Genomic DNA, 23,384 nt, shown 5'->3' with positions numbered 1-23,384 from the left:
GGTGTACGCCATGTCTCCCACGACCCCTCACCGCATGCTGCGCACCCGCTGCATCAGCAGCACCGCTTCCAGCCGGTTGCGGGCGCCCAGCTTGCTCAGGGAGTGGGAGACATGGCTCTTGACCGTGGCGGGCGACAGGGTGAGGGCGCCCGCGACCTCCGCGGTCGACAGCCCGTCCGCCAGCAGGTCCAGGACCTCGCGTTCGCGCTCGGTGAGCGTGCGCAGCAGCCGTTCGGGGCTGCGGGACTCGCTGCGGTGCGCGGAGACCACGGCACGCGGCCCGGGGACGCGCGGCGCGGCCGTGAACATGCTGAACAGCTGGGGCGACATCACCACGTGGCCGGAGGCCACGGCGCGGGTCGCGGTGGCCAGCCGCCCGATCTCCGTGTCCTTGACCAGGCAGCCGGTGGCACCGGCGGAGAACGCGGCGTCGACCCGGTACCTGCTCCACCCGGTGCCGATGAGCAGGACCCGGATGCGCCGCGAGGTCAACTGCCGCACGATCGGCTCGGGGTCGTCCTGCGGGCCCACCACGAGGACGACGACATCGGCCTGGGACAGCGGCCACTCCTCCAGCGGACGGTGGCTGTCCACGCAGCAGATGTACTGCAGTTGAGCGGCGTCCCTGAGCACCGTGCCCAGGACGCGGCGCGATATGGGATCGGCGTCGGCGAGCACGACACTGGCTCTGGGCTCGCTCTGGTCCCCCCCGACCAGCCAGTCGTCCTCAAAAGTGCGGATCGTCACCGCTTTTCCTCCCGCTCATCTCATCGTCACGGAGTCGTCGAGGCCGGGAAGGCGGCGGTCCCGATGCCGGCGTACGCTCCCGGCGACCCCGCTTCCCCTTGATCACGACGCCCCTCCCCGGGGACATCATGACAGCGTCCGGCGACAGGAACGCCGCGGTCCGCCGGCGGCGGATATCGGGCCGGAGAGTTCATCGGCCCCGGCAATGCGCGTCACTTTTTCCCCTCCGGCGTCCCGCACCTGACGAAAAATGATTGCTCGAGCCACACATTACTATTGGCGCGACTACTGAAACATATTCAGCGGTCCCGCAACCGGAGGGGAGTCGGGGCGAAGTGGCCAACGTCGTACGCATATTGGCGGTCATGGACGCGGTGTCGCAGGGGGCCCGGTCGCCGAGCGAAATCCGCAGGGTCACCGGAATTCCCCATTCCACACTCCACCGCATCATGCGGGAACTGACAGAACAACACATTCTGCGGCGCGACGAGGACGGCGGAATCAGCGTCGGACCGCGCATCAGGGCATGGGCGGACGACACCGGAGCGAAACCGGAGGCATCCACCGACTACGCCGTACTGGAACGACTTCTCACGCAATGCGGCGAGAGCGTCCAGCACTTCCGGCGAATGGGCGAGAGCTATGCCTGCGTGGCCTCGGTGGAACCCGCCGACGGACTGCGGGACACCGTCCCCGTCGGCAGCGCCTTCCCCCTGCGCGACGGACCCGCCGGACGCGTCCTCCTCGCGTACTCCACCGACCCCGCGGGCCTCGGCGAACGGGAACGCAGAAAGCTCTCCGCCATCCGCGACCAGGGATACGCCATGGGGTCGCGGGAGGCGGAGAAGGACGTCCTGGGCATCGCCGTCCCCGTCCACGAAGGGCACGTCCGGGTCAACTCCGCCCTGTGCGTGAGCGGGCCGGCCTGGCGCATGGGACCGCGGGCCGAGGAGATCCGCACCCTCCTCGCGTCCGCCGCCCAGGACCTGCGCCGCACGCTGCGCGGCGCCGCCTGACCCGCCCGCCGCCCGGGCGGGCCGTGGCCCGCCGGAAGCCGGCGGGCCACGACCCTCGCTGTCCTCCCGGGGCCGCGGAGGCCGTGCCTAGGCGGCGGCCACCAGCTCCGTGCCGAGCTCGCGCGCGAGCCGCTCCTTGAGCACCTCGAGGTCCTCGCAGTCGCCGCCCGTGCGCTCGGCGATGTGGACGCGGTACAGCTCGTCCAGCTCGGCGTCCGAGACCTCGAGGCCCAGCTGGTCCAGGAGGTGGCGCAGGACCGAACGCCCGGAGTGGCGGCCGATCAGGATCGAGCGCCGGCGACCGAACCGGTCCGGCTCGACGTACTCGTACGTCGCCGGGTTGCGGAGCACGCCCTGCTGGTGGATGCCGGCGGCGGTGCCGAACGCGTAGGCGCCGAAGATCGCCTTGTTGCGCGGCTCCTCGAGCCGGATCACGCGGCGCAGCACGTTGTACGCCTCGTACATCGCCGCGAGGTCGATGTCGGTGCGCAGGCCGTTGTGGTCCTCCTTGTAGGCCAGCAGCGCCGCGATCTCCTCGAGCGCGGTGTTGCCCGCGCGCTCGCCGATGCCGCCGAGGGTCGCCTGGACCTCGTCCGCGCCGGCCTCCAGGCCCGCGAGGGCGTTGGCGGTCGACAGGCCGAAGTCGTCGTGGCAGTGGGTGGCGATGCGCACCGGGGCCGGGGCCCAGGAACGGAACTTGCGGATGAGGTCGGCGTACTGGTCCGGGGTCATGGCGCCGGAGGTGTCGGCGACCACGAAGCAGGTGGCGCCGGCCTCGATGGCCTTCTCGGTCATCGGGCGCAGCAGGTCGTCCTCGCCGCGGCTGGCGTCCTCCAGGCCCACGGAGACGTGCTCGACGCCCATGGAGCGGGCGAGGGCGACCGTCTCGGCCACCTCGTCGATGCCCTGCTGACGGGTGATGCGCCGCTTGTGGCGCAGGTGCATGTCACTGGCGGTCGCCGCGACCTGGATCTGGTGGTTGGCGGTGCCGCCGGCCTCCACCGCGGTCTCGATGTCCTTGGCGACGGCCCGGCAGAACGTGGTGAAGCGGGCCTTCGTCAGGTGCTGCGAGATGAGGCGGGTGGCCTCGAAGTCGCTCGGCGACGACGCGGGGAAGCCGGTCTCGATGTAGTCCACGCCCAGGGCTTCGATGCGCAGCGCGAGGTCCAGCTTGTCCTCGGGGCCCATCGCGTTACCAGGCGCCTGCTCTCCGTCACGGAGAGTAGTGTCGAAGAAAGAAATCCGACGCATAAGAGGTCGTTCTCCCATTTCATCCTCTGCTCGCGGGCCCCTGCGGGAAAATGGGCAGCAGGCCGCCAGAGGCGCTGAACAGAAAGGTCTGGAGTGAGCTCGACGGCACAGACAGAAATTCCGCCGGTCGAGTGCAGGCCGGAATACGGAAAGCAATTCCAGCCGCAATAATTGATTCCAAGCTACAGCAATTCATTTTCCCCGGGCAAGGGAATTGCCCGGGGAAAAGCCCGGCGGAAAACCGCCGCCGGCTCGTGAGCTACGAGCGCCTCGCCAAGGCACGGGCCATGCGCCCGACGGCCTCCTCGATGACGTCCCGCGAGGTGGCGAAGGAAAGGCGGATGTGCCCCTCGCCGCCGGGCCCGAAGGCGGTGCCCGGCATGACCGCGACGCCGGCCTCGTTCAGCAGCCACTCCGCGAATTCGGCGGAGCTCGAGAACCCCGTGCCGCGAATGTCGGGGAAGACGTAGAAGCCTCCCCCAGGAATGTCGCAGGTGACTCCCGGCAGGGCGTTGAGCCCCTTGACGATCAGCGCCATGCGGGCGGCGTACTCGTCCGCCATCTCCGCGATGACGTCCTGGTCCCCGGTCAGCGCCGCCAGCCCGCCGCGCTGGACGAACGAGCCCGCGCAGCCGACCGAGTGCTGCTGGACCTTGAGCACTTCCGAGATGACCGGGGCGGGGCCGGCGACGTAGCCGAGGCGCCAGCCGGTCATGGCGTAGCCCTTGGAGAAGCCGTTCACGGTCAGCGTGCGCTCGGCCATGCCCGGCAGGGACGCGATGCTGATGTGCTCGGCGCGGTTGTAACGGATCTTCTCGTAGATCTCGTCGGATATGACGAAGAGGTCGTGGTCCCGCGCGAAGGAGGCGATGTCCTCGGCCTCTTCGGGGGTGAGGGTGCGTCCCGTCGGGTTGTTCGGCGTATTGACGAGGATCGCCTTCGTACGGTCCGTCACATACCGCTCGAGGAGCTCCCGCGTGATGCGGAAGCCGTCCTCGGACGACAGCTCGGCGGAGACCGGGACGGCCCCGATGAGGTGCGCCATGGACTTGTAGCTGACCCAGCTGGGCGTCGGTATGACGATCTCGTCGCCCGGGTCGAGCAGGGTCATGAGCGAGATGAACAGGGCGTGCTTCGCCGACGGCGTGACGATGATGTCGGTCGCCGGGTCGGCCACGACGCCGCTGTCCTCGCGCAGCTTGTGCGAGATCGCGGTCAGCAGCTCGGGCAGGCCGCGGCTGGGCGAGTAGTGGGTGAAGCCGTCGCGCAGCGCGTCCACGGCCTCGGCGACCACGTGCCCGGGCGAGTCGAAGTCGGGCTCCCCGCCGCCGAGGTCGAGGACGGAGACCCCCTTGGCGCGCAGCTCGTGGACCAGTTCGAGGACGGCGTAGGTGGCGGACTTCTCGATGCCGGAGAAGCGCGCCGCGACGTGGTTCCTCACCGGTCCGCCTTCAGCGCCTCGTCGACCGTGGTGATCGTCGCGCAGCGGCCGATCACCTTGAGCGCGGCCTGGTGCATCTCCGGGCCGTCGGCGGCGGTGGCGTCCTCCAGGACCTCGACCGCGTAGTCGCGGTCGTGGGCGTCGCGCGCCGTGGCCAGGATGACCATGTCGGTGGAGACGCCGGTCAGCAGGAGGGTGTCGATGCCCTGGTTGCGCAGCAGCAGGTCCAGGCCGGTGCCGTAGAACGGGCTGATGCGGTGCTTGGCGATGACCACCTCGCCGGCGGCGGGCCGGACCGACTCGTGCACCTCGGTGGCCCAGGTGCCCAGCTGGATGCGCCCGTCCTCCTTGGCCACCTTGAAGATGGGCGAACCCGCGGGCCACTCCGGGTACCCCTCGGAGAACCCGACCACGACGTAGATCACGGGGATGCCGGCGGCACGCGCCCGCTCGATCGCCCGTGCCGCGTTCCCGAGCACCCCCCGCTCGTTCACCTGCCGCTCGTAGCCGTCCGCCCCGTACTTACCGTCCGGGTGCACGATCTCGTTGATCAAATCAAGCACCAGCAATGCCGGGCGCTTCCCCATTTTCCCTCCCAGTACGCCGCACGCTGGCCTGAGCCAGCCGGTGTTCGGCGATTACACCTAACCGATCGTTGGCCAGTCAAATGACCCATGCACGAATAGCGGTCAAGAAAGCGTAAGGAGCGGCACCGCCGAACCGGCCAACCATCCGATCAGGCCTCTGACCTGCAGTTTTACCTCTCAGGTCACCCCCGGAAAGTCCATGAGGAGAGTTCATGTAAAGCATGAACGGCCCGGCATTGATCACCGCAGAAGATTGCGGTTAGAGTGACCGTCGGCAAGGTTATCGGTGAATTGAATTTGAGCGGGAATAAAACTCCGCCCGAATGACCCGGAGCCTCCTCGCCCACAGGACAGGTTCTGGCGGGGCCCCGCGCCGATCGTTTTCGAGAGAGGTTGACAAGTGAAGGACCGCGCTGACGCCAGTTCCTCCGTGCTCACGAAGCCGTCGGAGGCCGGCCCGCTCGACACCGGCCCCGGGGCGGGCGGTGCGCACCGGATCGCGGTGGTGGGCAGCGGCCCGCGCGGGCTGAGCGTGGTCGAGCGGCTGGCGGCCCGGCTGGCGGGGGAGCCGGCCCGGGGACCGGTGGAGATCTTCCTGATCGACCCCGTGCAGGTCGGCAGCGGCCGGGTGTGGCGGACGGACCAGCCGGAATGGTTCCTGATGAACACCGTGGCGGGCGAGGTCTCCTCCTTCTCCGGCACGCCCGACGGAGGACCCGCCCGGCCCGGAGCCGGCCCCTCGCTCGCGCAGTGGTGGCAGACGGCCGAGCCCGACACCTTCGCCGGCCCCAACGGCTACGCGCCGCGCGCCCTGCACGGCAGGTACATGCAGTTCGTCCTGGAGACCGTCGAGGCCGGCCTGCCCCCGCACGCGGCCCTGCACCGGGTGCACGGCGAGGTGACCGACCTCGAGCGCACCGTGGACGGCTACCGCCTCTCGCTGGCCGACGGCACGTGGCTGGACGCCGACCGCGTCGTCATCACCACCGGCCACGCCAAGCCCGAGCTGTCCGGCACCCAGAAGAGGCTCGCCGAGTTCGCCGCCGCCCACCCGGGCGTGCGCTACATCCGCGGCGACTCCGCCGCCGACATGCCGCTCGACGAGATCCCCGCCGGCTCGAACGTCGGCGTGCTGGGCCTGGGCCTCTCCTTCTACGACGTCATGGCCGCCCTCACCCTGGGCCGCGGCGGCCGCTTCACCGAGGGCGCGGACGGCCGGCTGACCTACGAGCCCAGCGGCGACGAGCCGGTGCTCGTGGCCGGCTCGCGCAGCGGCATGCCGCTGCCGGCCCGCGGCCGCAACCAGAAGCACCACGACTTCCGTTACCGCACCGTCCTGTTCTCCGCCGCACGGGTCCGCGCCGAAAGCCCCGACGGCGTCTGCGACTTCACCCGCGACGCCATGCCCTGGCTGCTCGCCGAGGTCGAACTCGTCTACTTCCGCACGCAGATCCGGCTGTCCTCCGGCGAGGAGCGGGCCGCCGCCTTCGCCGCCGACGTGCTGAGCGCCGCCGAGCGGGGCGTGCCGGACGTACGGGCCCTCGCGGCCCCCTACGGCGTCGACGGCCTGCCGCCCGTGGACCTGGAGTCGCTGGCGCGTCCCTTCACCGGCCGCGCCTACGCCGGCCCCGAGGAGTTCGCCGAGGACCTGGCCGAGGCGCTCCGCCGCGACCTGGCCCACGCCGAGCTGGGCAACGTGGACTCGCCGCTGAAGGCGGCGCTCGACGTCCTGCGCGACACCCGGGGCATCATCCGCGAACTGGTGGACTTCGCCGGGCTGTCGCCGCGGTCGCACCGCACCGACTTCCTCGGCTGGTTCGTCCCGCGCAGCTCCTTCCTGGCCGCCGGACCGCCCATGATCCGCCTGCGGCAGGTCGCCGCCCTCATCGACAGCGGCCACCTGCGCGTCGTCGGCCCCGATACCTCCTTCGAGGGCGAGGAGGACAGCGGCCGCTTCGCCGTGGCCTCACCGGCCGTCCCCGGCTCCCGTACGCTCGTCGACACCGTGATCGACGCCCGCGTCCCGACCCCCGACCTGCACCGCGACCCCGCGCCGCTCACCCGGCGCCTGGTCGAGCGGGGCATCTGGACCTCGTACGTCAACGGCCGGGGCGACGAGGCCTTCGACACCGGCGGCGTCTTCGTCACCCGCGCGCCCTTCCACCCGGTGGGCCGGGACGGACAGCCCGACGAGGGCCTGTACGTCCTGGGCATCCCGACCGAGCACACCCGCTGGTTCATGCAGGGCGGCAGCAGCCGGCCCGGGTTCTGGACCGACTTCGTCCAGGACGCCGACGCCATCGCCGCCCACGCGCTGACCGTCCCCGAGCGCGAGCCCGTCGCCGTGGGCACCGGCGTGGCCGCCGGCCGGGCCGACGCCGACCAGTGACCGCACGGGCGACCGTACGCCCGACACGCACACCGACACCACGAATCGCAGGGAGCAGAGAGAGTCACATGGGCTCGACATTGGCGCAGAAGACCTGGGACGCACACGTCGTACGACACAACAGCGCCGGAGACGACCTCCTCTACATCGACCTGCAGCTGCTGCACGAGGTGAACACCCCGCAGGCGTTCGACCGCCTGCGGGCCGCCGGCCGCACGGTCCGCAGGCCCGACCTCACCGTCGGCACCGAGGACCACAACACCCCCACGATCGCCATCGACCGGATCATCAAGGACCCCTCCGGCCGCCGCCAGGCCGAGCTGATGCGCTCCAACTGCGCCCAGTTCGGCATCCCGCTGCACCGCCTGGGCGACCCGGGTCAGGGCATCGTGCACGTCATCGCCCCCGAGCTGGGCCTCACCCGCCCCGGCATGACCATCGTCTGCTGCGACTCGCACACCACGACCCTCGGCGCCTTCGGAGCACTCGCCTTCGGCATCGGCGCCAGCCAGGTCGAGCACGTGCTCGCCACCCAGACGCTGTCGATGCGCCGCATGAAGGACCTCGCCGTCAACGTCACCGGCGAACTGCCGGCCGGCGTCACGGCCAAGGACGTCATCCTCGCCCTCATCGCGAAGATCGGCACCGCGGGCGGCCAGGGCCACATCATCGAGTACCGGGGCGACACCATCACGGCCCTGTCGATGGAGGCCCGGATGACCCTGTGCAACATGTCCGTCGAGGCCGGCTCCCGGGCGGGCCTGATCGCCCCCGACGAGACGACGTTCGCCTACCTCGAGTCCCGTCCCGGCATGCCCCAGGGCCCCGACTGGGACGCGGAGGTGGCCTACTGGAAGACCCTGCGCACGGACGCGGACGCGGTGTTCGACAAGGAGGTCCACCTCGACGCCGCCACCCTGAGCCCGTACGTCTCCTGGGGCACCAACCCCGGACAGAGCATCCCGCTCGACGGCCACGTGCCCGCGCACACCGACTTCGAGGGCGAGGAGGAGCGCACCGCCGCCGAACGGGCGCTGGAGTACATGGACCTCAAGCCCGGCACGGCCATGCGCGACATCGCCATCGACACCGTCTTCCTCGGCTCGTGCACCAACAGCCGCATCGAGGACCTGCGGGCGGCGGCTGACGTGCTCAAGGGCCGCCGCGTGGCGGACGGCCTCCACATGGTGATCGTCCCCGGCTCGGCGCAGGTGCGCCGGCAGGCCGTCGAGGAGGGCCTCGACCGGGTCTTCGCCGAGGCGGGCGCCGACTTCCGGGCCGGCGCGGGCTGCTCGATGTGCGCGGCCCTCAACGAGGACCGGCTGCGCCCGGGCGAGCGCGCGGCGTCCACCAACAACCGCAACTTCGAGGGACGGCAGGGCAGGGGCTCCCGGACGCACATCGTCTCGCCCCCGGTCGCCGCCGCCACCGCCGTGGCCGGCCGCCTCGCCGCCCCCGCCGATCTGTGAGGTCCACGTTCATGGAGAAGTTCACCGTCCACACCGGCACGGCCGCGCCGCTGCGGCGCAGCAACGTCGACACCGACCAGATCATCCCGGTGCGTTTCTGTGCCAGCACCACCCGCGACGGCCACGCGGACGCGCTCTTCGCCGACTGGCGCGGCGACGACCCGTCGTTCGTCCTCAACCAGCCCCAGCACGCGAAGGCGACGGTGCTGATCGCGGGCAACGACTTCGGCACCGGGTCCTCCCGCGAGTACGCCGTGTGGGCCCTGCAGGACTACGGCTTCAAGGTGGTCATCGCCCCCCGGTACGGGGACATCTTCCGCGGCAACTCGCTGATGAACGGGCTGCTGACCGTCCAGCTCCCGCTCGCCACGGTCGAGGAGCTGTGGGAGACCGTGGAGTCGGCGCCCGAGACGCAGGTGACCGTCGACCTCGAGCGGCTGGAGGTCCGCTGCGCGGACCGCGTCCATCCGTTCACCCTGGACGAGGACGCCCGCGACCGGATGCTCGCCGGACTCGACGCCATCGCCGCGACCCTGCTGCACGAGGAGGCCATCGCGGCGTACGAGCGCGGCCGCCGGCCGGCCCTGCCCACCACCGTCGCCGCCGCGGTGGCTCCCGGCCGCTGAGCGGTAAACGACCCGGTCCACAAAGAATCACGCGATAAAGCCCCTTTTCCCCTTTCGGCTTAAGCCCCGCTTAAGCGGCGCGAAAGATGTTTCTTTCGCGATACATGAGCCTCGCTCACAGATACTCGAGCAGGTATCCTGGACGGGCCGAGCTGAACTTGAGGGGGGTTGGCTCCGTGCGCCGCGTCATCCTGGCGTGCGGAGCCATATCGTTTTATGAAGCTTTCGCAATGCGCCGCCTTTGCAGCGATTATTGACACGGGCAGCTTCACTGCTGCGGCCCGGGCACTGGACATCAGCCAGTCCGCCGTGAGCCATGCCATATCGAGCCTGGAAAAAGAGCTCGGGGTCGGCCTCATGAAGCGGGACAGAACCGGAATCGAGCTTACCGAGACGGGACGTCGCGTATTGGCACATACCCGTGCCGTGCTCATGCACTCGGAGCAGATGCGCCACGCCGCGAACAACTCGCCCGCGGACCTGCGGGGGCGGATCCGGATCGGCACGAGCCAGAGTTTCGCGTGCCGGCTGCTGCCCGCTCTGATGACCGCTCTCCGTACCCGACATCCGCAGCTGGAAATCGAGTTGCGCGACGGCCCGGATATGCAGATCGCCGATTGGCTGCGTGGTTACGCCATCGATGTCGGCATCGTGACGCTGCCCAAGAAGGAACTCTCCACCATCCCGCTGCTGCAGGACCGGATGTACGCCGTCCTGCCCACCGGGCACCGTTTGGCGCAGAATGCCGGACTGCGCGTCCAGCAGCTCTCCACCGAACCGCTCCTGCTGCCGGTGGGCGGAATGGAGGCCATGGTCCGGGCGATGTTCCGCACGGTCGGCCTCGAGCCCGACATCGCCTATCGGGTGCAGGACGTGAACGCCCTGCTCGCCATGGTCGCGGGAGGACACGGCATCACGGTGCTGCCCTCCCTGGCGATGCCCGTCATGCCGGCCGGCCTGCGCGTCGTGCCGCTGACGCCCACGGTCTCCCGGAAGCTGGCCATCGGGATGAGCCCCCGGTCCAACAACTCGCGGGCGGTGGCCGCCTTCATCTCCGTCGCCCAGACCCTCGCCAACCGCGAGGACTGGACCCTGCCGCCCAGCAGGACGGGCCGCCCGGCGAACCCGCTGGCCGCCCGGTCCTAGGGCCCGGCCGTACGGGCCCGCCGCGACCACCCGGCCGCGGCGGGCCCGCAGGCCTGTCCGGGAATCGGCAGCTCCGAGAAGCGGCGTGCCCGCGCGTCAGTACGCGAGCACCTGGTCGACGCTGTCGAGCACCCGGTCCAGGCCCGGGAGGTAGTCGTCCTCCAGCCGGGACGGCGGGTACGGGGCGTGGAAGCCGCCGACCCTGAGGACCGGTGCCTCCAGGTGGTAGAAGCAGCGCTCCTGGACGTGGGCGGCGACCTCGGCACCGGGCCCGACGAAGACGGGGGCCTCGTGGACCACCACCAGCCGCCCGGTCTTCTCCACCGACGCCCGCACCGTGGCGAAGTCGAGCGGGGAGAGCGAGCGGAGGTCCACCACCTCCAGCGAGGTGCCGTCCTCGGCCGCCGCGGCGGCCGCCTCCAGGCCCACCCTGACCGTGGGGCCGTAGGTGACGAGCGTGGCGTCGGTCCCGGGTCTGACGACGCGGGCCTTGTGCAGGGGCGCGGGCGCCGCCGAGGTGTCGACGGGCGCCTTGTCCCAGTAGCGGCGCTTCGGCTCGAAGAAGATCACCGGGTCGTCGCTCTGAATGGCCTGCCGCAGCATCCAGTAGCCGTCCTCGGCGGTGGCGGGCGAGACCACCTTGAGTCCGGCGGTGTGCATGAAGTACGCCTCGGGCGACTCGCTGTGGTGCTCGATCGCGCCGATCCCGCCACCGTAGGGGATCCGCACGACGACCGGCAGCCGGACGGTACCCAGGGAGCGGGCGTGCATCTTCGCCAGCTGGGTGACGATCTGGTTGAACGCGGGGAAGACGAACCCGTCGAACTGGATCTCCACCACGGGCCGGTATCCGCGCAGCGCGAGCCCGATCGCCGTGCCGACGATGCCGGACTCGGCGAGCGGCGAGTCGGAGACCCGGGCCTCGCCGAAGTCCTTCTGCAGGCCGTCGGTGACGCGGAAGACGCCGCCCAGCCTGCCCACGTCCTCGCCGGAAATCAGCACCTTCTCGTCGTCCTCGAGCGCCCTGCGCAGGGAGGCGTTGAGGGCGCCCGCGAGCGTCATCTCCTGGGACACCACGTCAGTTGCCCTCCTCGAACGAGGCCTGGTACTCAGCGAAACGGTTCTGCTCTTCCGTGACGAGCTCGTGGCCGTCGGCGTAGACGTGCCGGAACATCGCCGCGCTGTCGGGGTCGGGCATGGCCCGCACGCCCTCGCGGATCCTGCGCGCGAGCCGCTCGCCCTCCTCCGCCACCTCGGCGTAGAAGGCGGCGTCGGCGTACCCCTCCTGGGACAGGTGCCGCTCGAGCCGCAGGATCGGGTCCTTGGCCTCCCACTCCCGCCGCTCGGCGTCCTCCCGGTAGCGCGTGGGGTCGTCGGAGGTGGCGTGGGCGCCCATGCGGTAGGTCAGCGCCTCGATGAGCATCGGCCCCTGGCCCGAGCGGGCCCGCTCCAGGGCGTCCCGGGTGACCGCCAGACAGGCCAGCACGTCGTTGCCGTCGACGCGCACGCCGGGGAAGCCCCAGCCGGCGGCCCGCCGGTGGATGGGCACCCGGGTCTGGCGCTCGGTCGGCGTGGAGATGGCCCACTGGTTGTTCTGGCAGAAGAAGACGACCGGGGCGTTGTTGACCGACGCGAAGGTGAAGGCCTCCGCCACGTCGCCCTGGCTGGAGGCGCCGTCGCCGAAGTACGACAGGACGGCGGTGTCCGCGCCGTCGTGGGCCACGCCCATCGCGTAGCCGGCCGCGTGCAGCAGCGGCGGGCCGATGACGATCGTGTAGAGGTGGAAGTTGTTCTCGTTGGGGTCCCAGCCGCCGTGGTTGACGCCACGGAACATGCCGAGCAGCTTGAGGGGGTCCACGCCCCGCGTCCAGGCGACGCCGTGCTCGCGGTAGCAGGGGAAGACGTAGTCGTCGGGCCGGGTCGCACGGCCGGAGCCGATCTGCGCGGCCTCCTGGCCCAGCAGCGACGCCCACAGGCCCAGTTCGCCCTGGCGCTGCAGCGTGACGGCCTCGCTGTCGAAGCGGCGCGTCAGCACCATGTCCCGGTAGAGCCCGCGCAGGGCTTCCGGTCCGATGTCCAGGGAATAGCGCGGATGATCGATCCGCTGGCCCTCCGGGCTCAGCAGCTGGACGAGCTCCGGCTCGTCCACGAGGTCTTTCGCACCCAATTCTGCTCCTCCTTATGTCCTGCCGTCGGGATCCGCCGTCGGCAGGGCCCCTGCCGGCGGGCAGGGGAGGCGGCCACCCGGAGCCGGAGAGTCCGCACGGTCTGCGCGCCACACACCGGTCCCGGGCGTTTCAAGGCTCAGGCGAGAGGCGTGGCGCAATGCGCCCCACCCGCACCGTTGGACACTAGCGGAAGAGACCTTGAACTGCGCTTTTGTTCGGCAGTCCTATTAAATTGCCGGTCGTCCAGGACGGCCCGAGCCACCGCCTATCGGGCGGAATAGACCATTCCATGGATCGAATTCGGCCATGCGGGAATCCAGCCCCCGATCACGCCACCGTGCCGGGAAACGATCAACGCGCCACAGGCCGATGCTTTCCGGCCATCTGTCCGGTCCCCACTTCCCCACCGTGCGCAAAGGGAACCGCCCTTGATCCCACGGACCAAGGGCGGTTCCTCAGGCCGCCGTCCCGCGCGGCCGGATCGCTACGGCTCGACGGTGATCGCCGCCTGGCCCGACGCGAAGACCGGGCTGCCCACCTGGATGCCGACCTGCGCGGCGCCCAGCGGGGCGTTCGCGTCGACCTCGAGCTCCGGGTAGAGGACCGCCCACTGGCCGGGCGCCAGGTCCAGACGGACGTCGTCGGCGGTCAGGGTGCGCTGGTCCGCCGAACGCCGGGCCTGGAAGGAGAGCTCGCCGTCCGTGCCCTGCCGCGAGATCACGACCCGGTCCTCGGTGAAGCGCAGCCCCTGCGGGGCGGTGAGGACGATCTGCTGGGCGCCGATCTCGCGCTGACCGGTGTTGGTGACGGTCAGCACGGCCGGGTACACCCACTGCTGGCCCCGGCGCACCCGCGCCTTGTCCTGCTGCGACTGGGTCACCCGCGCGCTGAACTCGCCGGCCGTGCCGGTCACCTTCGCCAGGATCTGCACCGGGGCGTGCTGCCCGATGCTCGCCGAACCGTCGCTCTTCAGCCCGGCCGTGGCGTCCGGCTGCGCCCGCAGCGGGACGGTGTACACGAGGCTGCCGGTGTCGGTCGTGGTGGTGTTGAGGTGCGGGTTGGCACGGATGACGAGGGTGCGCCCGCCGTCGTACACCTCGTAGTCCAGGGCGCCGGAGACCACGCCGCCGGAGGTGTTGTGGTACGTGTACAGCGGCTGTCCGGCGAAGGCGAAGCCAGTGGGCGCGGTGTAGCGCTGGGTGATGACGCCGGGGTTGACCGGCTGGCCGGTCGGCGACAGGAAGCGCAGGCCGATGCGGACGGCCTGGCCGGGGGTGGCCTCCGGGACGGCCTCCTGGTAGATCGTCAGCGCCTTCTCGTTGGCCGGCGGGGCCGGGACGACGATGGTGACGGGCAGGATCTCGGTGTTGTCCTTCAGGTTCAGCTCGCCGCCGTACTGGATCTCCAGCGTCGCCTCGTACGTCCCCGGGGCCGTGGACTCGGGGGCCACCACCCGGAAGACGCCGTCCAGGGAACCGCCGTACGGGGCGAGCTGGATGCCGCGGAAGGTGCGGCTCAGCCGGCTGCCGGAGGCGCCGGGGCCGGGGATGAGGCCGGCCGGCAGGTTCAGCACGACGGTGACGTGCTCGCCGTCGACGGTGGCCGGACCGCGGCTGCGCACCCGCGCGCCGAGCTCGAACTCCTGGCCGCGCTGGGCGATGGCGGGGGCCACCACGTCGCCGTAGAGGTCGGCGAGCGGCGGCACCGGGGGCCGCACCGCGGCCGCGCCGTAGATCCGGCGGATGCGGTGGTTGCTGCCGTCGGCGATGTACAGGCTCCCCGAGGGGGCCACCGCGAGGCCGTTGGGGTAGTAGAGGCTGGTGCCGACGGCGGGACCGCCGTCGGCGATGTACCCGGCGGTTCCGGTGCCCGCGATCGTGGTGATGATCCCGTCGGGGTTGACCCTGCGCACGCGGTGGTTGTGGTTGTCGCCGATGTAGAGGTTGCCGGCGGCGTCCAGCGCGACGCCGATCGGGTAGTTCAGCCGCTCGCCCACGGCGGGGCCGCCGTCGGCGACGTAGCCGGCGGTGCCGGTGCCCGCGACGGTGGTGATGACGCCGGCGGCGCTCACCTTCCGCACCCGGTGGTTGTAGCGGTCCGCGAAGACGAAGCCGCCCTCGCCGTCCGCCACCACGTCGAAGGGGTGGTAGAGCTTCGTGGCGATGGCCGGCCCGCCGTCCGAGACGAAGCCCGCCTGGCCGTTGCCCGCCACCGTGAGGATGTTCCCCTCCGGCGTCACCTTGCGGATGCGGTGGTTGTTGGTGTCGGAGATGAGCAGGCCGCCGTCGGCGTCGACCGCCACGGCCCAGGGGTAGTGGAGCTTGGTGGCGACGGCGGGGCCGCCGTCGGAGACGAAGCCGGCCTGGCCGTTGCCCGCGACGGTGGTGATGATCCCGTTGGTGGTGACCTTGCGGATGCGGTGGTTGTGCCGGTCGGCGATGTAGAGGTTGCCGGCGCCGTCCACCGCCACGCCGGTCGGGTGGTAGAGCCTGGTGGCGACGGCGGGGCCGCCGTCGGAGACGAAGCCGGCCTGGCCGGTGCCGGCCACGGTGGTGATGATCCCCGCCGGGGTCACCTTGCGGACGCGGTGGTTGCCGGTGTCGGCGATGTAGAGGTTGCCGGAGCGGTCCACCGCGACGCCGTTCGGACCGCTGACCGGGGTGCCGGCGGCGGGCCCGCCGTCGGAGATGAAGCCGGCGGCGCCGGTGCCCGCCGTGGTGACGATGGTCCCGTCCGGGTAGGCCGCCGTGGAACTGCCGTTGGAGGTCATGCCTGTTTCTCCTGTCTGGGCAGGGCGCGCCCCCGTCCCGCGGGCACGCCACATGAACCGATGGAGGGGACGTACGAATCGGATGGCGCTGAACCGCCTGGGGCGCCGAGCGGCGTACCCACGGGAAATGCCGGACGAGAAAACGATCACGACAAGGCGCTGAAACGAGGAGGGGGTGCCGTGACGGACGCGATGTCCCGTCCGGAAGGCACGCCGAGCCTACCCACCTGCGGCCACCGGGCTTACAGCGCTCTTCGGACAATCCGACCCCACCTCGCGGGCGGCCGGAACCCGCCCCGGCTTACCGCCGGCCGCGCCGTCTCCCCTGCTCACGCACGGAATATGTGAATCCGGACCCGCCGGATACGCCCCTTCTACGCGCCCCCTGGCGGCCCGAACCGCCCCCTTGCCGCAGAGCCGCACATTCCGGTGGCCGGCGGGGGGATCGAATCCGGTCGAGTCCTGGTACGGACCAAAGCTCCGGGGAGGAGGGCTCGAGCACCTGCCCGACAGGTGCCGGATGCCTGACACACATGTCACGGGCACGCGCATCCGGACGACAAGCCCCCGCATCGGGCCGGTCGTTCAAGATGTCGATCAATTCAGGACCCGCGCCCCGAGCCGGCACCTTGTGGCGGACGACGGCCCGACCGGACGATCGGTTCTCGTTCTCCCGCGCGGCACCTCCGCGCGGGCCCACCGGAGGAGGACACCCGTGAACGATCGCCTCAGTCTCGGCCCGGATGCCGCACGGCAGTTGGCCACGACCACCAAGACCACCCCGCAGATGCGCGGCATCACGCCCCGCTACCTGCTGCGCGCACTGCCCTGGGTCGACGTCGAGGGCGGCGTGTACCGCGTCAACCGCAGGCGGACGTTCATCCTCGGCGACGACCGGATCAGCTGCTACGGCGAGGGCGGCGGCCACCGCGTCGTACCGGAGGACCTCCGGGAGCTGCCCTTCCTCCGGGGCGCCGAGGAGGGCCAGTTAGCGGAACTCGCCGGGGCCTTCACCGAGGTGTCCTTCGAGCCGGGCCAGGTCCTCGCCGATGAGGGCAGCGCCTGCGACAAGCTGTGGGTGATCGTCACCGGCCGCGCGGAGAAGCGCGTGACCGGACGCTACGGCGAGGACGCGCTGCTCGAGGTCATCGGCGACGGGCAGTTCTTCGACCTCGACTCCTGGACCCGATGTCAGCCCTTGCCGTTCCGCGTCAAGGCGCTCACCGCCGGCGTCGCCCTGACCGTCGAGCTCGACACGCTCAACTCCCTGGCCGGCCGCGACGCGTCGCTGCGCGCCGCGCTCGACGCCCACATCGCCGGCGAGGGGCCCGTGCCCGGCTCCGAGGTGCCGGTGGACCTCGCGGGCGGCCACGTCGGCGAGCCCGAACTGCCGGGGACGTACGTCGAGTACGAGGACACGCCCCGCGAGTACCACATGACCCTCGCCCAGACCGTCCTGCGCGTGCACACCCGGGTCTCCGACCTCTACAACGCGCCCATGGACCAGACCAGGGTCCAGGCGGGCCTGACCGTCCAGGCGCTGCGCGAGCGCCAGGAGGCGCTGATCCTCAACCACCCCGAGTTCGGCCTGCTGCACAACATCGCCCCGGGCCAGCGCGTCCAGACCCGCACGGGCGCGCCCACCCCCGACGACATGGACGAGCTGCTGTCGCGGGTGTGGAAGCAGCCCGGCTACTTCGTCGCCCACCCCAGGGCCATCGCCGCGTTCGGCCGCGAGTGCACCCGCCGGGGCGTCCCGCCGGTGATCGACACCCGCTTCGGCAGCCCGCTGCTGACCTGGCGCGGGGTGCCGCTGCTGCCCTCGGACAAGATGCCGTTCGCCGGCCCCGGCGGCGCCGGGGTCACCCAGGTCCTGCTGATGCGCACCGGCGAGGCCGAGCAGGGCGTCATCGGGCTGCGCCCGGCCGGGGTGCCGGACGAGGTCGAGCCGGGCCTGTCCATGCGCGACATGGGCACCGACAAGAAGGCCATCACCTCGTACCTGCTCACGGCGTACTTCAACGCGGCCGTGCTGGTGGAGGACGCCGCCGCCGTCCTGCAGAACGTCGAGGTGTCCAAGTACCATGACTATTCCTGACGTTCGGGCGTACGACGCCTTAGGAGCGACGGGCCCGCTCCCGCCGGGCTCGCCGGCCCTGGCCCCGAGCCCGGCCCCGAATCCGGCACCGACCCCGAGCCCGGCCCCGGTCCCGCCGGCGTCCACCCCGCCCCGGGCCTCCACCGGCTTCGACCCCGAGACCGCCCGCCGCGACGTCCCGGTCCTGCACCGCACGGTCAACGGCCAACCACTGGTCTGGCTCGACAACGGCGCCACGACCCAGAAGCCGCGCCAGGTCATCGAGGCACTGGGCACGTACTACAGCGCCGCCAACTCCAACATCCACCGCGGCGCCCACACCATGGCCCGCGAGGCCACGGAGACCTACGAGGCGGGACGGGCCGCGGTCGCCCGCTTCCTGGGCGCCGAGTCCCCCGACAACATCGTCTTCACGCGCGGGACCACCGAGGCGATCAACCTGGTCGCCCAGACGTGGGGACGGGCGAACATCGGCCCCGGCGACGAGATCCTGGTCCCCCGGCTGGAGCACCACTCCAACATCGTCCCCTGGCAGCAGCTCGCCAAGGAGAAACGGGCACGGCTCGTGCCCGTGCCGCTCCTCGCGGACGGCAGCGTCGACCAGGACGCCTTCGCCGGTCTGCTCTCCTTCCGCACCCAGCTCGTCGCCGTCAGCCAGGCGTCGAACGTGCTGGGCACCGTCCCGCCGGTGAAGGAGATGGCGGCCCTCGCCCACCGCTACGGCGCCAAGGTGCTGGTCGACGGCGCGCAGGCGGTGGCGCACTTCCCCGTCGACGTGCGGGACCTGGGCGCGGACTTCTACGTCTTCTCCGGGCACAAGCTGTTCGCCCCCACCGGCATCGGCGCGCTCTACGGCCGGCCGGAGCTGCTGGAGTCCATGCCGCCCTGGCAGGGCGGCGGCAACATGATCGACCAGGTGGACTTCACGGGCAGTACGTTCGCGCCCGTGCCGCACCGCTTCGAGGCCGGGACCGGGCACATCTCCGGCGTCGCCGGGCTGCTGGCGGCGATCGACTGGCTGACGGGCTTCGACCGCGAGGCCGTGGCCGCGTACGAGCAGGAGCTGCTGGCCTACGCCGAGCGGGCCCTCGGCGAGGTGCCGGGGCTGCGGATCCTGGGCTCGGCGCCCGGCAAGATCGCGGTGCTGACCTTCACCCTCGCGGGCCTGGACCCGGCGGACATCGCCCGCCTGCTCGACCGGGACGGCATCGCCGTGCGGGCGGGGCACCACTGCGCCCAGCCCTCGTTGCGCCACTACGGCCTGGAGAGCGCGGCGCGGGCGTCGCTCGCGCTCTACAACACCCCCCAGGACGTGGACCGGCTGGCGGACTCGTTGCTGCGGATGCGGCAGGACGTCGCCTGATCGGGTGAAACGGGTCCGGGTCGCGCTTCCGGCGCGGCCCGGACTCGCGCTAGTACTGTGCTCTTCAGACAATTCCTATGAGCTCCGGTCAAACCCGGTTGATTCGGTACAGCCTTCAGTACGGCCCCCGAAGGGCACAGCGCAGCGAGGAGCGGAAAGACCCGTGTCCGGCGACGAGGAGACCCAGCGCCTGCGGTTCCATGTGCTCGGCCCCGTACGGGCGGACATGGACGGCCGGCCCCTGCCGCTCGGCTCCCCCGAACAGCGGGCCGTCCTCGCCATCCTGCTGCTGCGCGGCGGCCGGCCCCTCACCACGGACGAGCTCATCGAGGCGCTGTGGGGCGACTCCCCGCCCGCGCGCGCCGTGGACACCCTGCACGACTACCTCGCGCGCCTGCGCGCCACCCTCGAGCCGGAGCGCACGCCGGGCACCCCCCTGCTGGTCAGCGAAGGCGGCGGCCACGCCGCACGGGTCGACCCCGAGGCCGTCGACGCCGCCGTGTTCCACCGGCACCGGGAAGCCGCCGAGGCCGCACGCGCCGCCGGCGACCTCGCCGGGGCGTACGCCCACCTGGGCGCGGCGCTCGCCCTGTGGGAGGGCACCGCGCTGTCCGCGCTCCCCGGCCCGTACGCCGAGCGCGAGCGCGCACGGCTCGCCGACCTGCGCGTCACGGCCCAGGAGGACCTGTTCGCGTGCGCGTTCGCGCTGGGGCGCGATGCCGGCGCCATCGCCGCGCTGCGCACGCTGGCCGCCGAACACCCCCTGCGCGAACGCACCCGCGCCCTGCTCATGCACGCCCTGCACCGCGCCGGGCGGCAGGCCGAGGCGCTGGCGGTGTTCACCGAGGCCCGGCGCGCGCTCGAGCGGGAACGGGGCCGCGGTCCCGGACCCGAACTCACCCGGATGCACGAACAGGTCCTCGCCCGCGACCCCGCCCTCACCACCCCCGCGGCCCCGCCCCCGGCGACCGCCCCCGAAGCCCCCGCCGGGCCGGACCCCCTGCCCTGGAACGACGCCACGGACGCCGACCGCGCCCCGCACCTCGCCGGACGCGAGGAGCTCGCCGCCCGCGTCCGCACCGCGCTCACCGGCCCCGCCGGGCGCCCCGCACCCGTCGTCGTCCTCACCGGCCCCGGCGGCGCCGGCAAGACGGACCTCGCCCTGCACGCCGCCCACGCCCTGCGCACCACCCACCCCGACGGCCTGATCACCCTCGACCTGCGCGGCAGCGGCCCCGAGCCGCTGGAGACCGAGGCCGCCCTCGACCGGCTCCTGCACGCCCTCGGCGTCACCGACGGCGCCCTGCCGGAGGGCACCGCCCGGCGGACCGCGCTCTACCGCTCGCTGCTCGCCGAACGCCGCGCGCTCCTGCTGCTCGACGACGCCGCCGGCACCGGCCAGGTGCTGCCGCTGCTGCCCGGCGCGCCCGGCTGCGCGGTCCTGGTCACCACCCGCGCACCGGACCTCGAGGTGCCGGGAGCCGGGCGCGTCGAGGTGACCGTGCCGGAGGAGAAGGAGGCGCTGGCGATGCTCGCGGCGCTCGCGGGCGACACCGCCGGGGGCGCCGCCGAGGCCGCCCGCGCCGTGGTGGCCGCCTGCGGAACGCTGCCGCTCGCCCTGCGCGTCGCCGCGGCCCGGCTCACCACCCGCCCCTTCTTCACCCCCGCCGACCTCGCCGCGCGGCTGCGCGACGAGCGGACGCGCCTCGAGGAGCTCCACACCGGCGACGCCCACCCGGGCGACCTCGCCACCGAGGCCGCCTTCCGCGTCGCCTACGACTGCCTCGAGGCCGAACCCGCCCGCGCCTTCCGGCTCCTGGCCCTCGCCGACGTGCCCGCCGTCGACGCCGCCTCGGCCGCCGCCGTGCTGGAACTCCCCGACGCGGCCGACGCCGAGCCGCTCCTGGCGGCCCTCGCCTTGGCCGGCCTGCTCCACCCGCCCGGCCCCGGCCGCCACCGCCACCCCGGCCCGCTCCGGGACTTCGCCCGGCGGCAGAGCGAGCGCACCGACAGCCCGCCCGTGCGCGACGCCGCACTGCTGCGGCTGCTCGACCACCACCTCGCCACGGCCGTCACCGCCCTGCTCCGCGTACGCCCCGACAGCCCAGTACCGCGCCACCTGCGCCACCACCTGGTCACCACCGGCCGCCCCCTGCCCGACGCCCACACCGCCCGCGCCTGGCTGCACGACGCCCACCCGCACCTGCTCGCCCTCACCGGCCAGGTCCTGGACCTCGACATCCCCGACGCGCTGCGCCCGGCCGCCGACCTGCTGACCGTCTGGGACCGGCTGACGACGGGCACCGCGCGCCAGCGGGACCTCGAGGCGCCCGCCCGCCGGGCGCTGGAGCGGGCGCGGCAGTGGGAGGACGACGCGAGCGCCGCCCGCGCGCTGCGCGTGCTCGCCGCGCCCCGCTTCGGCCCCGACACCTACGAGCGCGCCGAGCGGGACCTGCGCGCGTGCCTGCGGCTGGCCGAGGCGGCGGACGACCCGCTCGCGCTCACCCTGACCTCCGGCGAACTCGGCGTGGTCCTGCTGTCCCTGGGCCGGCCCGGCGACGCCCTGCCCCTGCTCGTCCAGGCCGAGGAGCACCTGCGCGCCGAGGGGGCGATGACCTCGGCCCTCGAGGCGCGGGCCCACGCGGGGCGCGCGTACATCGGGCTGGGGCGTGCGGAGGAGGCGCTCGCCGCCGCCAACGAGGCGACCGAGGAGGCCCGCGAGGAGGAGCACGCGGCGGTCCTGCCCGCCGTCCTGCACCTGGCGGGCCGCACGCTCCTGGCCGCCGACCGGGCGGCGACCGCCACCGACCGGCTGCGCGAGGCCCTGGGACTGGAGACCGATCCGCGCCGGACGGCGCTGCTGTGGGCGCATCTGGCGCACTGCCGGCTGGACCAGCGTCAGCACCGCGAGGCCGTCACCGCCGCCGACCGGGCGCTGGAGGCCGAGGCCGGGCTCGGCGACGCCTACTGCCGGGGCCTGGCCCTGGCCGCCCGCGGCCGGGCGCTGCCGGCGCTGGGCGAGCCGAGGATCGCGCTGGGCTGCCTGCGGGAGGCGTACGACGTGCTGGAGCGGCGCGGCGCCGCGGAGGCGGCGGACGTCCGGGCGCTGCTGGACGAGGAGTTCCCCGACTGGCGTGTGACGGGCGGCGGCTGACGCGGGGCCGCTCTCCCGCGTGCCGCGCGCGCCCGCGCCCGCGCCGGGGCGTCAGGCCGGCACGCTGCCCACCGCCGACGGCGGGAAGGCGTCCAGCCACGTGAACGCCGGCTCGACGCCGGCGATCCGGATCACCTTCGACACCATCGCCCCACCCCGTACGAGCCGCAGCCGCGCCCCGCACCGGGCGGTCCGACCGCGCGCCCGCAGCAGCAGCCGCACCCCGCTGGCGTCGAGGAACGTCACTCCGCGCAGGTCGATGACGAGGTCCCCGCGGCACCGCCCCGCCAGCGCCTCGAGCGGGGGACCCAGCGTCTGTTCCGCCAAGATGTCGATCTCGCCGAGCAGTTCGACGACCACCGCTCCCCCGGCCACGCGTTCCCGCATGGTGAAGGCGAGCTCGTACACGCCCATGGCGAACCTCACCGCCCTCCCTCATCGGGCATATCGTGTGCCTTTCTGGTGCCCCGGCGGGGGTCCGATATCACCTCCGACACGCACCCGTGATGACAGGAAAGCCCCGGCCCCGGACCTGTGCGCGAAACGGTCCGGAGCCGGGGCTTCCGGCACATGCAGGACGGGGGAGGCGGCATCGGGGGGGCCGGCCGCCTCCCCCGGCGAGGACACGGCCTCCAAGTACGGGCCGCGGTCGGGGGGAAGCGCGCGGCCCGGACCCCGCAGTGAGGTTCCGTGTCCCTGCCCGCCGGATTCCTGCCAGACCCGCGGGCACCCCCCATCCTCCGCCCGGCCGGCGCCCGGAATGGCGGGCGAAGGGCCTTCTTCACAGGGCCGAAGGTCCTTAAAGACGGCGTGAGGGGCGTGAAGAGCCCCACACCGTTCGCCCGGGGTTCGTCCAGGCGACGCGCCCATAGGTTTCGGCCATACGTCCGTTCGCACGCCTGCACGGATAGACTCTCGCGACCGCACAGGGGACAGCAGGGGAGGCAGCGGTTCATGGTGCAGACGAAGAAGGTCGCGCTCTGGGGACTCGCCGTCTTCGTGGCCTACACGATCATCCACTCCCCCGCCCGTGCGGCCGAGCTGGTGCAGATAGGGTTCGAAGGGATCTCGGACGCCGCCAACAACATCGGCGAGTTCATGACCCAGCTGATCAGCTGAGGACCCGGCCCGCCGGGCGCCCGCGGCGGCATCAGCGCGA

The 23,384-nt window shown here is 72.4% G+C and carries 17 protein-coding genes; 9 read left to right on the top strand and 8 right to left on the bottom strand.

What is annotated here, in order from left to right; all coding sequences use genetic code 11:
* Positions 1-27: 27 nt before the first annotated feature.
* Positions 28-747: a response regulator transcription factor gene (locus IE295_RS13345; RefSeq protein ID WP_190063809.1), complete on the bottom strand. Its 720-nt coding sequence runs from the start codon at positions 745-747 to the stop codon at positions 28-30.
* A 335-nt stretch (positions 748-1,082) separates the two neighbouring features.
* Between IE295_RS13345 and IE295_RS13340 the strand changes: the two genes are divergently transcribed.
* Positions 1,083-1,763, top strand: coding sequence for an IclR family transcriptional regulator (locus tag IE295_RS13340; protein ID WP_190063808.1), 681 nt, complete (start codon positions 1,083-1,085; stop codon positions 1,761-1,763).
* An 87-nt stretch (positions 1,764-1,850) separates the two neighbouring features.
* Here IE295_RS13340 and IE295_RS13335 read toward each other — a convergent pair whose 3' ends face one another.
* The 3 genes from IE295_RS13335 to IE295_RS13325 all read right to left on the bottom strand — a co-directional run bounded on the left by IE295_RS13335 (position 1,851) and on the right by IE295_RS13325 (position 5,042).
* On the bottom strand, positions 1,851-3,014 hold the full coding sequence (locus IE295_RS13335) for a LeuA family protein (protein ID WP_224323002.1): 1,164 nt from the start codon (positions 3,012-3,014) through the stop codon (positions 1,851-1,853).
* Positions 3,015-3,273: 259 nt separating this feature from the next.
* A complete protein-coding gene (locus tag IE295_RS13330; protein ID WP_190063806.1) occupies positions 3,274-4,455 on the bottom strand; it encodes a pyridoxal phosphate-dependent aminotransferase in 1,182 nt (393 codons plus the stop codon).
* A complete protein-coding gene (locus IE295_RS13325; RefSeq protein ID WP_190063805.1) occupies positions 4,452-5,042 on the bottom strand; it encodes a cysteine hydrolase family protein in 591 nt (196 codons plus the stop codon). The genes IE295_RS13330 and IE295_RS13325 overlap by 4 nt, the downstream gene beginning before the upstream one ends.
* 400 nt (positions 5,043-5,442) lie before the next feature.
* On the opposite strand from IE295_RS13325, the gene IE295_RS13320 reads away from it, so the two are divergent.
* The 4 genes from IE295_RS13320 (at position 5,443) to IE295_RS13305 (ending at position 10,672) form a co-directional block, all read left to right on the top strand.
* Complete coding sequence (locus IE295_RS13320) at positions 5,443-7,431, top strand: FAD/NAD(P)-binding protein (protein WP_190063804.1); 1,989 nt, start codon at positions 5,443-5,445, stop codon at positions 7,429-7,431.
* A gap of 68 nt (positions 7,432-7,499) precedes the next feature.
* Positions 7,500-8,900: a 3-isopropylmalate dehydratase large subunit gene (leuC, locus tag IE295_RS13315; RefSeq protein ID WP_190063803.1), complete on the top strand. Its 1,401-nt coding sequence runs from the start codon at positions 7,500-7,502 to the stop codon at positions 8,898-8,900.
* Between the two features lie 11 nt (positions 8,901-8,911).
* Entirely contained in the window at positions 8,912-9,526 is a 615-nt protein-coding gene (leuD, locus tag IE295_RS13310; protein WP_190063802.1) for a 3-isopropylmalate dehydratase small subunit, read from the top strand.
* Between the two features lie 216 nt (positions 9,527-9,742).
* On the top strand, positions 9,743-10,672 hold the full coding sequence (locus tag IE295_RS13305) for a LysR family transcriptional regulator (protein WP_190063801.1): 930 nt from the start codon (positions 9,743-9,745) through the stop codon (positions 10,670-10,672).
* A gap of 96 nt (positions 10,673-10,768) precedes the next feature.
* Here IE295_RS13305 and IE295_RS13300 read toward each other — a convergent pair whose 3' ends face one another.
* From IE295_RS13300 to IE295_RS13290, 3 genes are all read right to left on the bottom strand, one after another.
* Positions 10,769-11,734, bottom strand: coding sequence for an alpha-ketoacid dehydrogenase subunit beta (locus IE295_RS13300; protein WP_263453359.1), 966 nt, complete (start codon positions 11,732-11,734; stop codon positions 10,769-10,771).
* A 16-nt stretch (positions 11,735-11,750) separates the two neighbouring features.
* On the bottom strand, positions 11,751-12,839 hold the full coding sequence (pdhA, locus tag IE295_RS13295) for a pyruvate dehydrogenase (acetyl-transferring) E1 component subunit alpha (RefSeq protein ID WP_190063799.1): 1,089 nt from the start codon (positions 12,837-12,839) through the stop codon (positions 11,751-11,753).
* 485 nt (positions 12,840-13,324) lie between these two features.
* Positions 13,325-15,610 carry an NHL repeat-containing protein gene (locus IE295_RS13290; RefSeq protein ID WP_229922956.1) on the bottom strand — a complete coding sequence of 762 codons (2,286 nt, stop codon included), beginning with the start codon at positions 15,608-15,610 and terminating at the stop codon, positions 13,325-13,327.
* Between the two features lie 715 nt (positions 15,611-16,325).
* Between IE295_RS13290 and IE295_RS13280 the strand changes: the two genes are divergently transcribed.
* The 3 genes from IE295_RS13280 to IE295_RS13270 all read left to right on the top strand — a co-directional run bounded on the left by IE295_RS13280 (position 16,326) and on the right by IE295_RS13270 (position 22,225).
* Entirely contained in the window at positions 16,326-17,708 is a 1,383-nt protein-coding gene (locus IE295_RS13280) for a family 2B encapsulin nanocompartment shell protein (RefSeq protein ID WP_190063798.1), read from the top strand.
* A complete protein-coding gene (locus IE295_RS13275) occupies positions 17,695-19,071 on the top strand; it encodes a cysteine desulfurase (RefSeq protein ID WP_190063797.1) in 1,377 nt (458 codons plus the stop codon). Before IE295_RS13280 ends, IE295_RS13275 begins: the two co-directional genes overlap by 14 nt.
* 163 nt (positions 19,072-19,234) lie before the next feature.
* Entirely contained in the window at positions 19,235-22,225 is a 2,991-nt protein-coding gene (locus IE295_RS13270; RefSeq protein ID WP_190063796.1) for an AfsR/SARP family transcriptional regulator, read from the top strand.
* A 51-nt stretch (positions 22,226-22,276) separates the two neighbouring features.
* Here IE295_RS13270 and IE295_RS13265 read toward each other — a convergent pair whose 3' ends face one another.
* Positions 22,277-22,651, bottom strand: a complete 375-nt coding sequence (locus IE295_RS13265) for an STAS domain-containing protein (protein WP_190063795.1) — start codon at positions 22,649-22,651, stop codon at positions 22,277-22,279.
* A 528-nt stretch (positions 22,652-23,179) separates the two neighbouring features.
* Here IE295_RS13265 and IE295_RS13260 point away from each other — a divergent pair.
* Positions 23,180-23,344, top strand: coding sequence for a hypothetical protein (locus IE295_RS13260; RefSeq protein ID WP_190063794.1), 165 nt, complete (start codon positions 23,180-23,182; stop codon positions 23,342-23,344).
* The last annotated feature ends 40 nt before the right edge of the window (positions 23,345-23,384 follow it).

Source organism: Streptomyces griseocarneus, from assembly GCF_014655595.1.
In the GTDB taxonomy this organism is placed as follows: domain Bacteria; phylum Actinomycetota; class Actinomycetes; order Streptomycetales; family Streptomycetaceae; genus Streptomyces; species Streptomyces griseocarneus.
This window is presented reverse-complemented; position numbering and strand designations above follow the sequence as displayed.

Excerpts from the sequence above, each read along its gene's own strand:
- IE295_RS13335 (WP_224323002.1), bottom strand. The coding sequence starts at position 3,014 with ATGCGTCGGATTTCTTTCTTCGACACTACTCTCCGTGACGGAGAGCAG.
- IE295_RS13325 (WP_190063805.1), bottom strand. The coding sequence starts at position 5,042 with ATGGGGAAGCGCCCGGCATTGCTGGTGCTTGATTTGATCAACGAGATC.
- leuC (WP_190063803.1), top strand. The coding sequence starts at position 7,500 with ATGGGCTCGACATTGGCGCAGAAGACCTGGGACGCACACGTCGTACGA.
- leuD (WP_190063802.1), top strand. The coding sequence starts at position 8,912 with ATGGAGAAGTTCACCGTCCACACCGGCACGGCCGCGCCGCTGCGGCGC.
- IE295_RS13305 (WP_190063801.1), top strand. The coding sequence starts at position 9,743 with ATGAAGCTTTCGCAATGCGCCGCCTTTGCAGCGATTATTGACACGGGC.
- IE295_RS13300 (WP_263453359.1), bottom strand. The coding sequence starts at position 11,734 with ATGACGCTCGCGGGCGCCCTCAACGCCTCCCTGCGCAGGGCGCTCGAG.
- IE295_RS13290 (WP_229922956.1), bottom strand. The coding sequence starts at position 15,610 with ATGACCTCCAACGGCAGTTCCACGGCGGCCTACCCGGACGGGACCATC.
- IE295_RS13275 (WP_190063797.1), top strand. The coding sequence starts at position 17,695 with ATGACTATTCCTGACGTTCGGGCGTACGACGCCTTAGGAGCGACGGGC.
- IE295_RS13260 (WP_190063794.1), top strand. The coding sequence starts at position 23,180 with ATGGTGCAGACGAAGAAGGTCGCGCTCTGGGGACTCGCCGTCTTCGTG.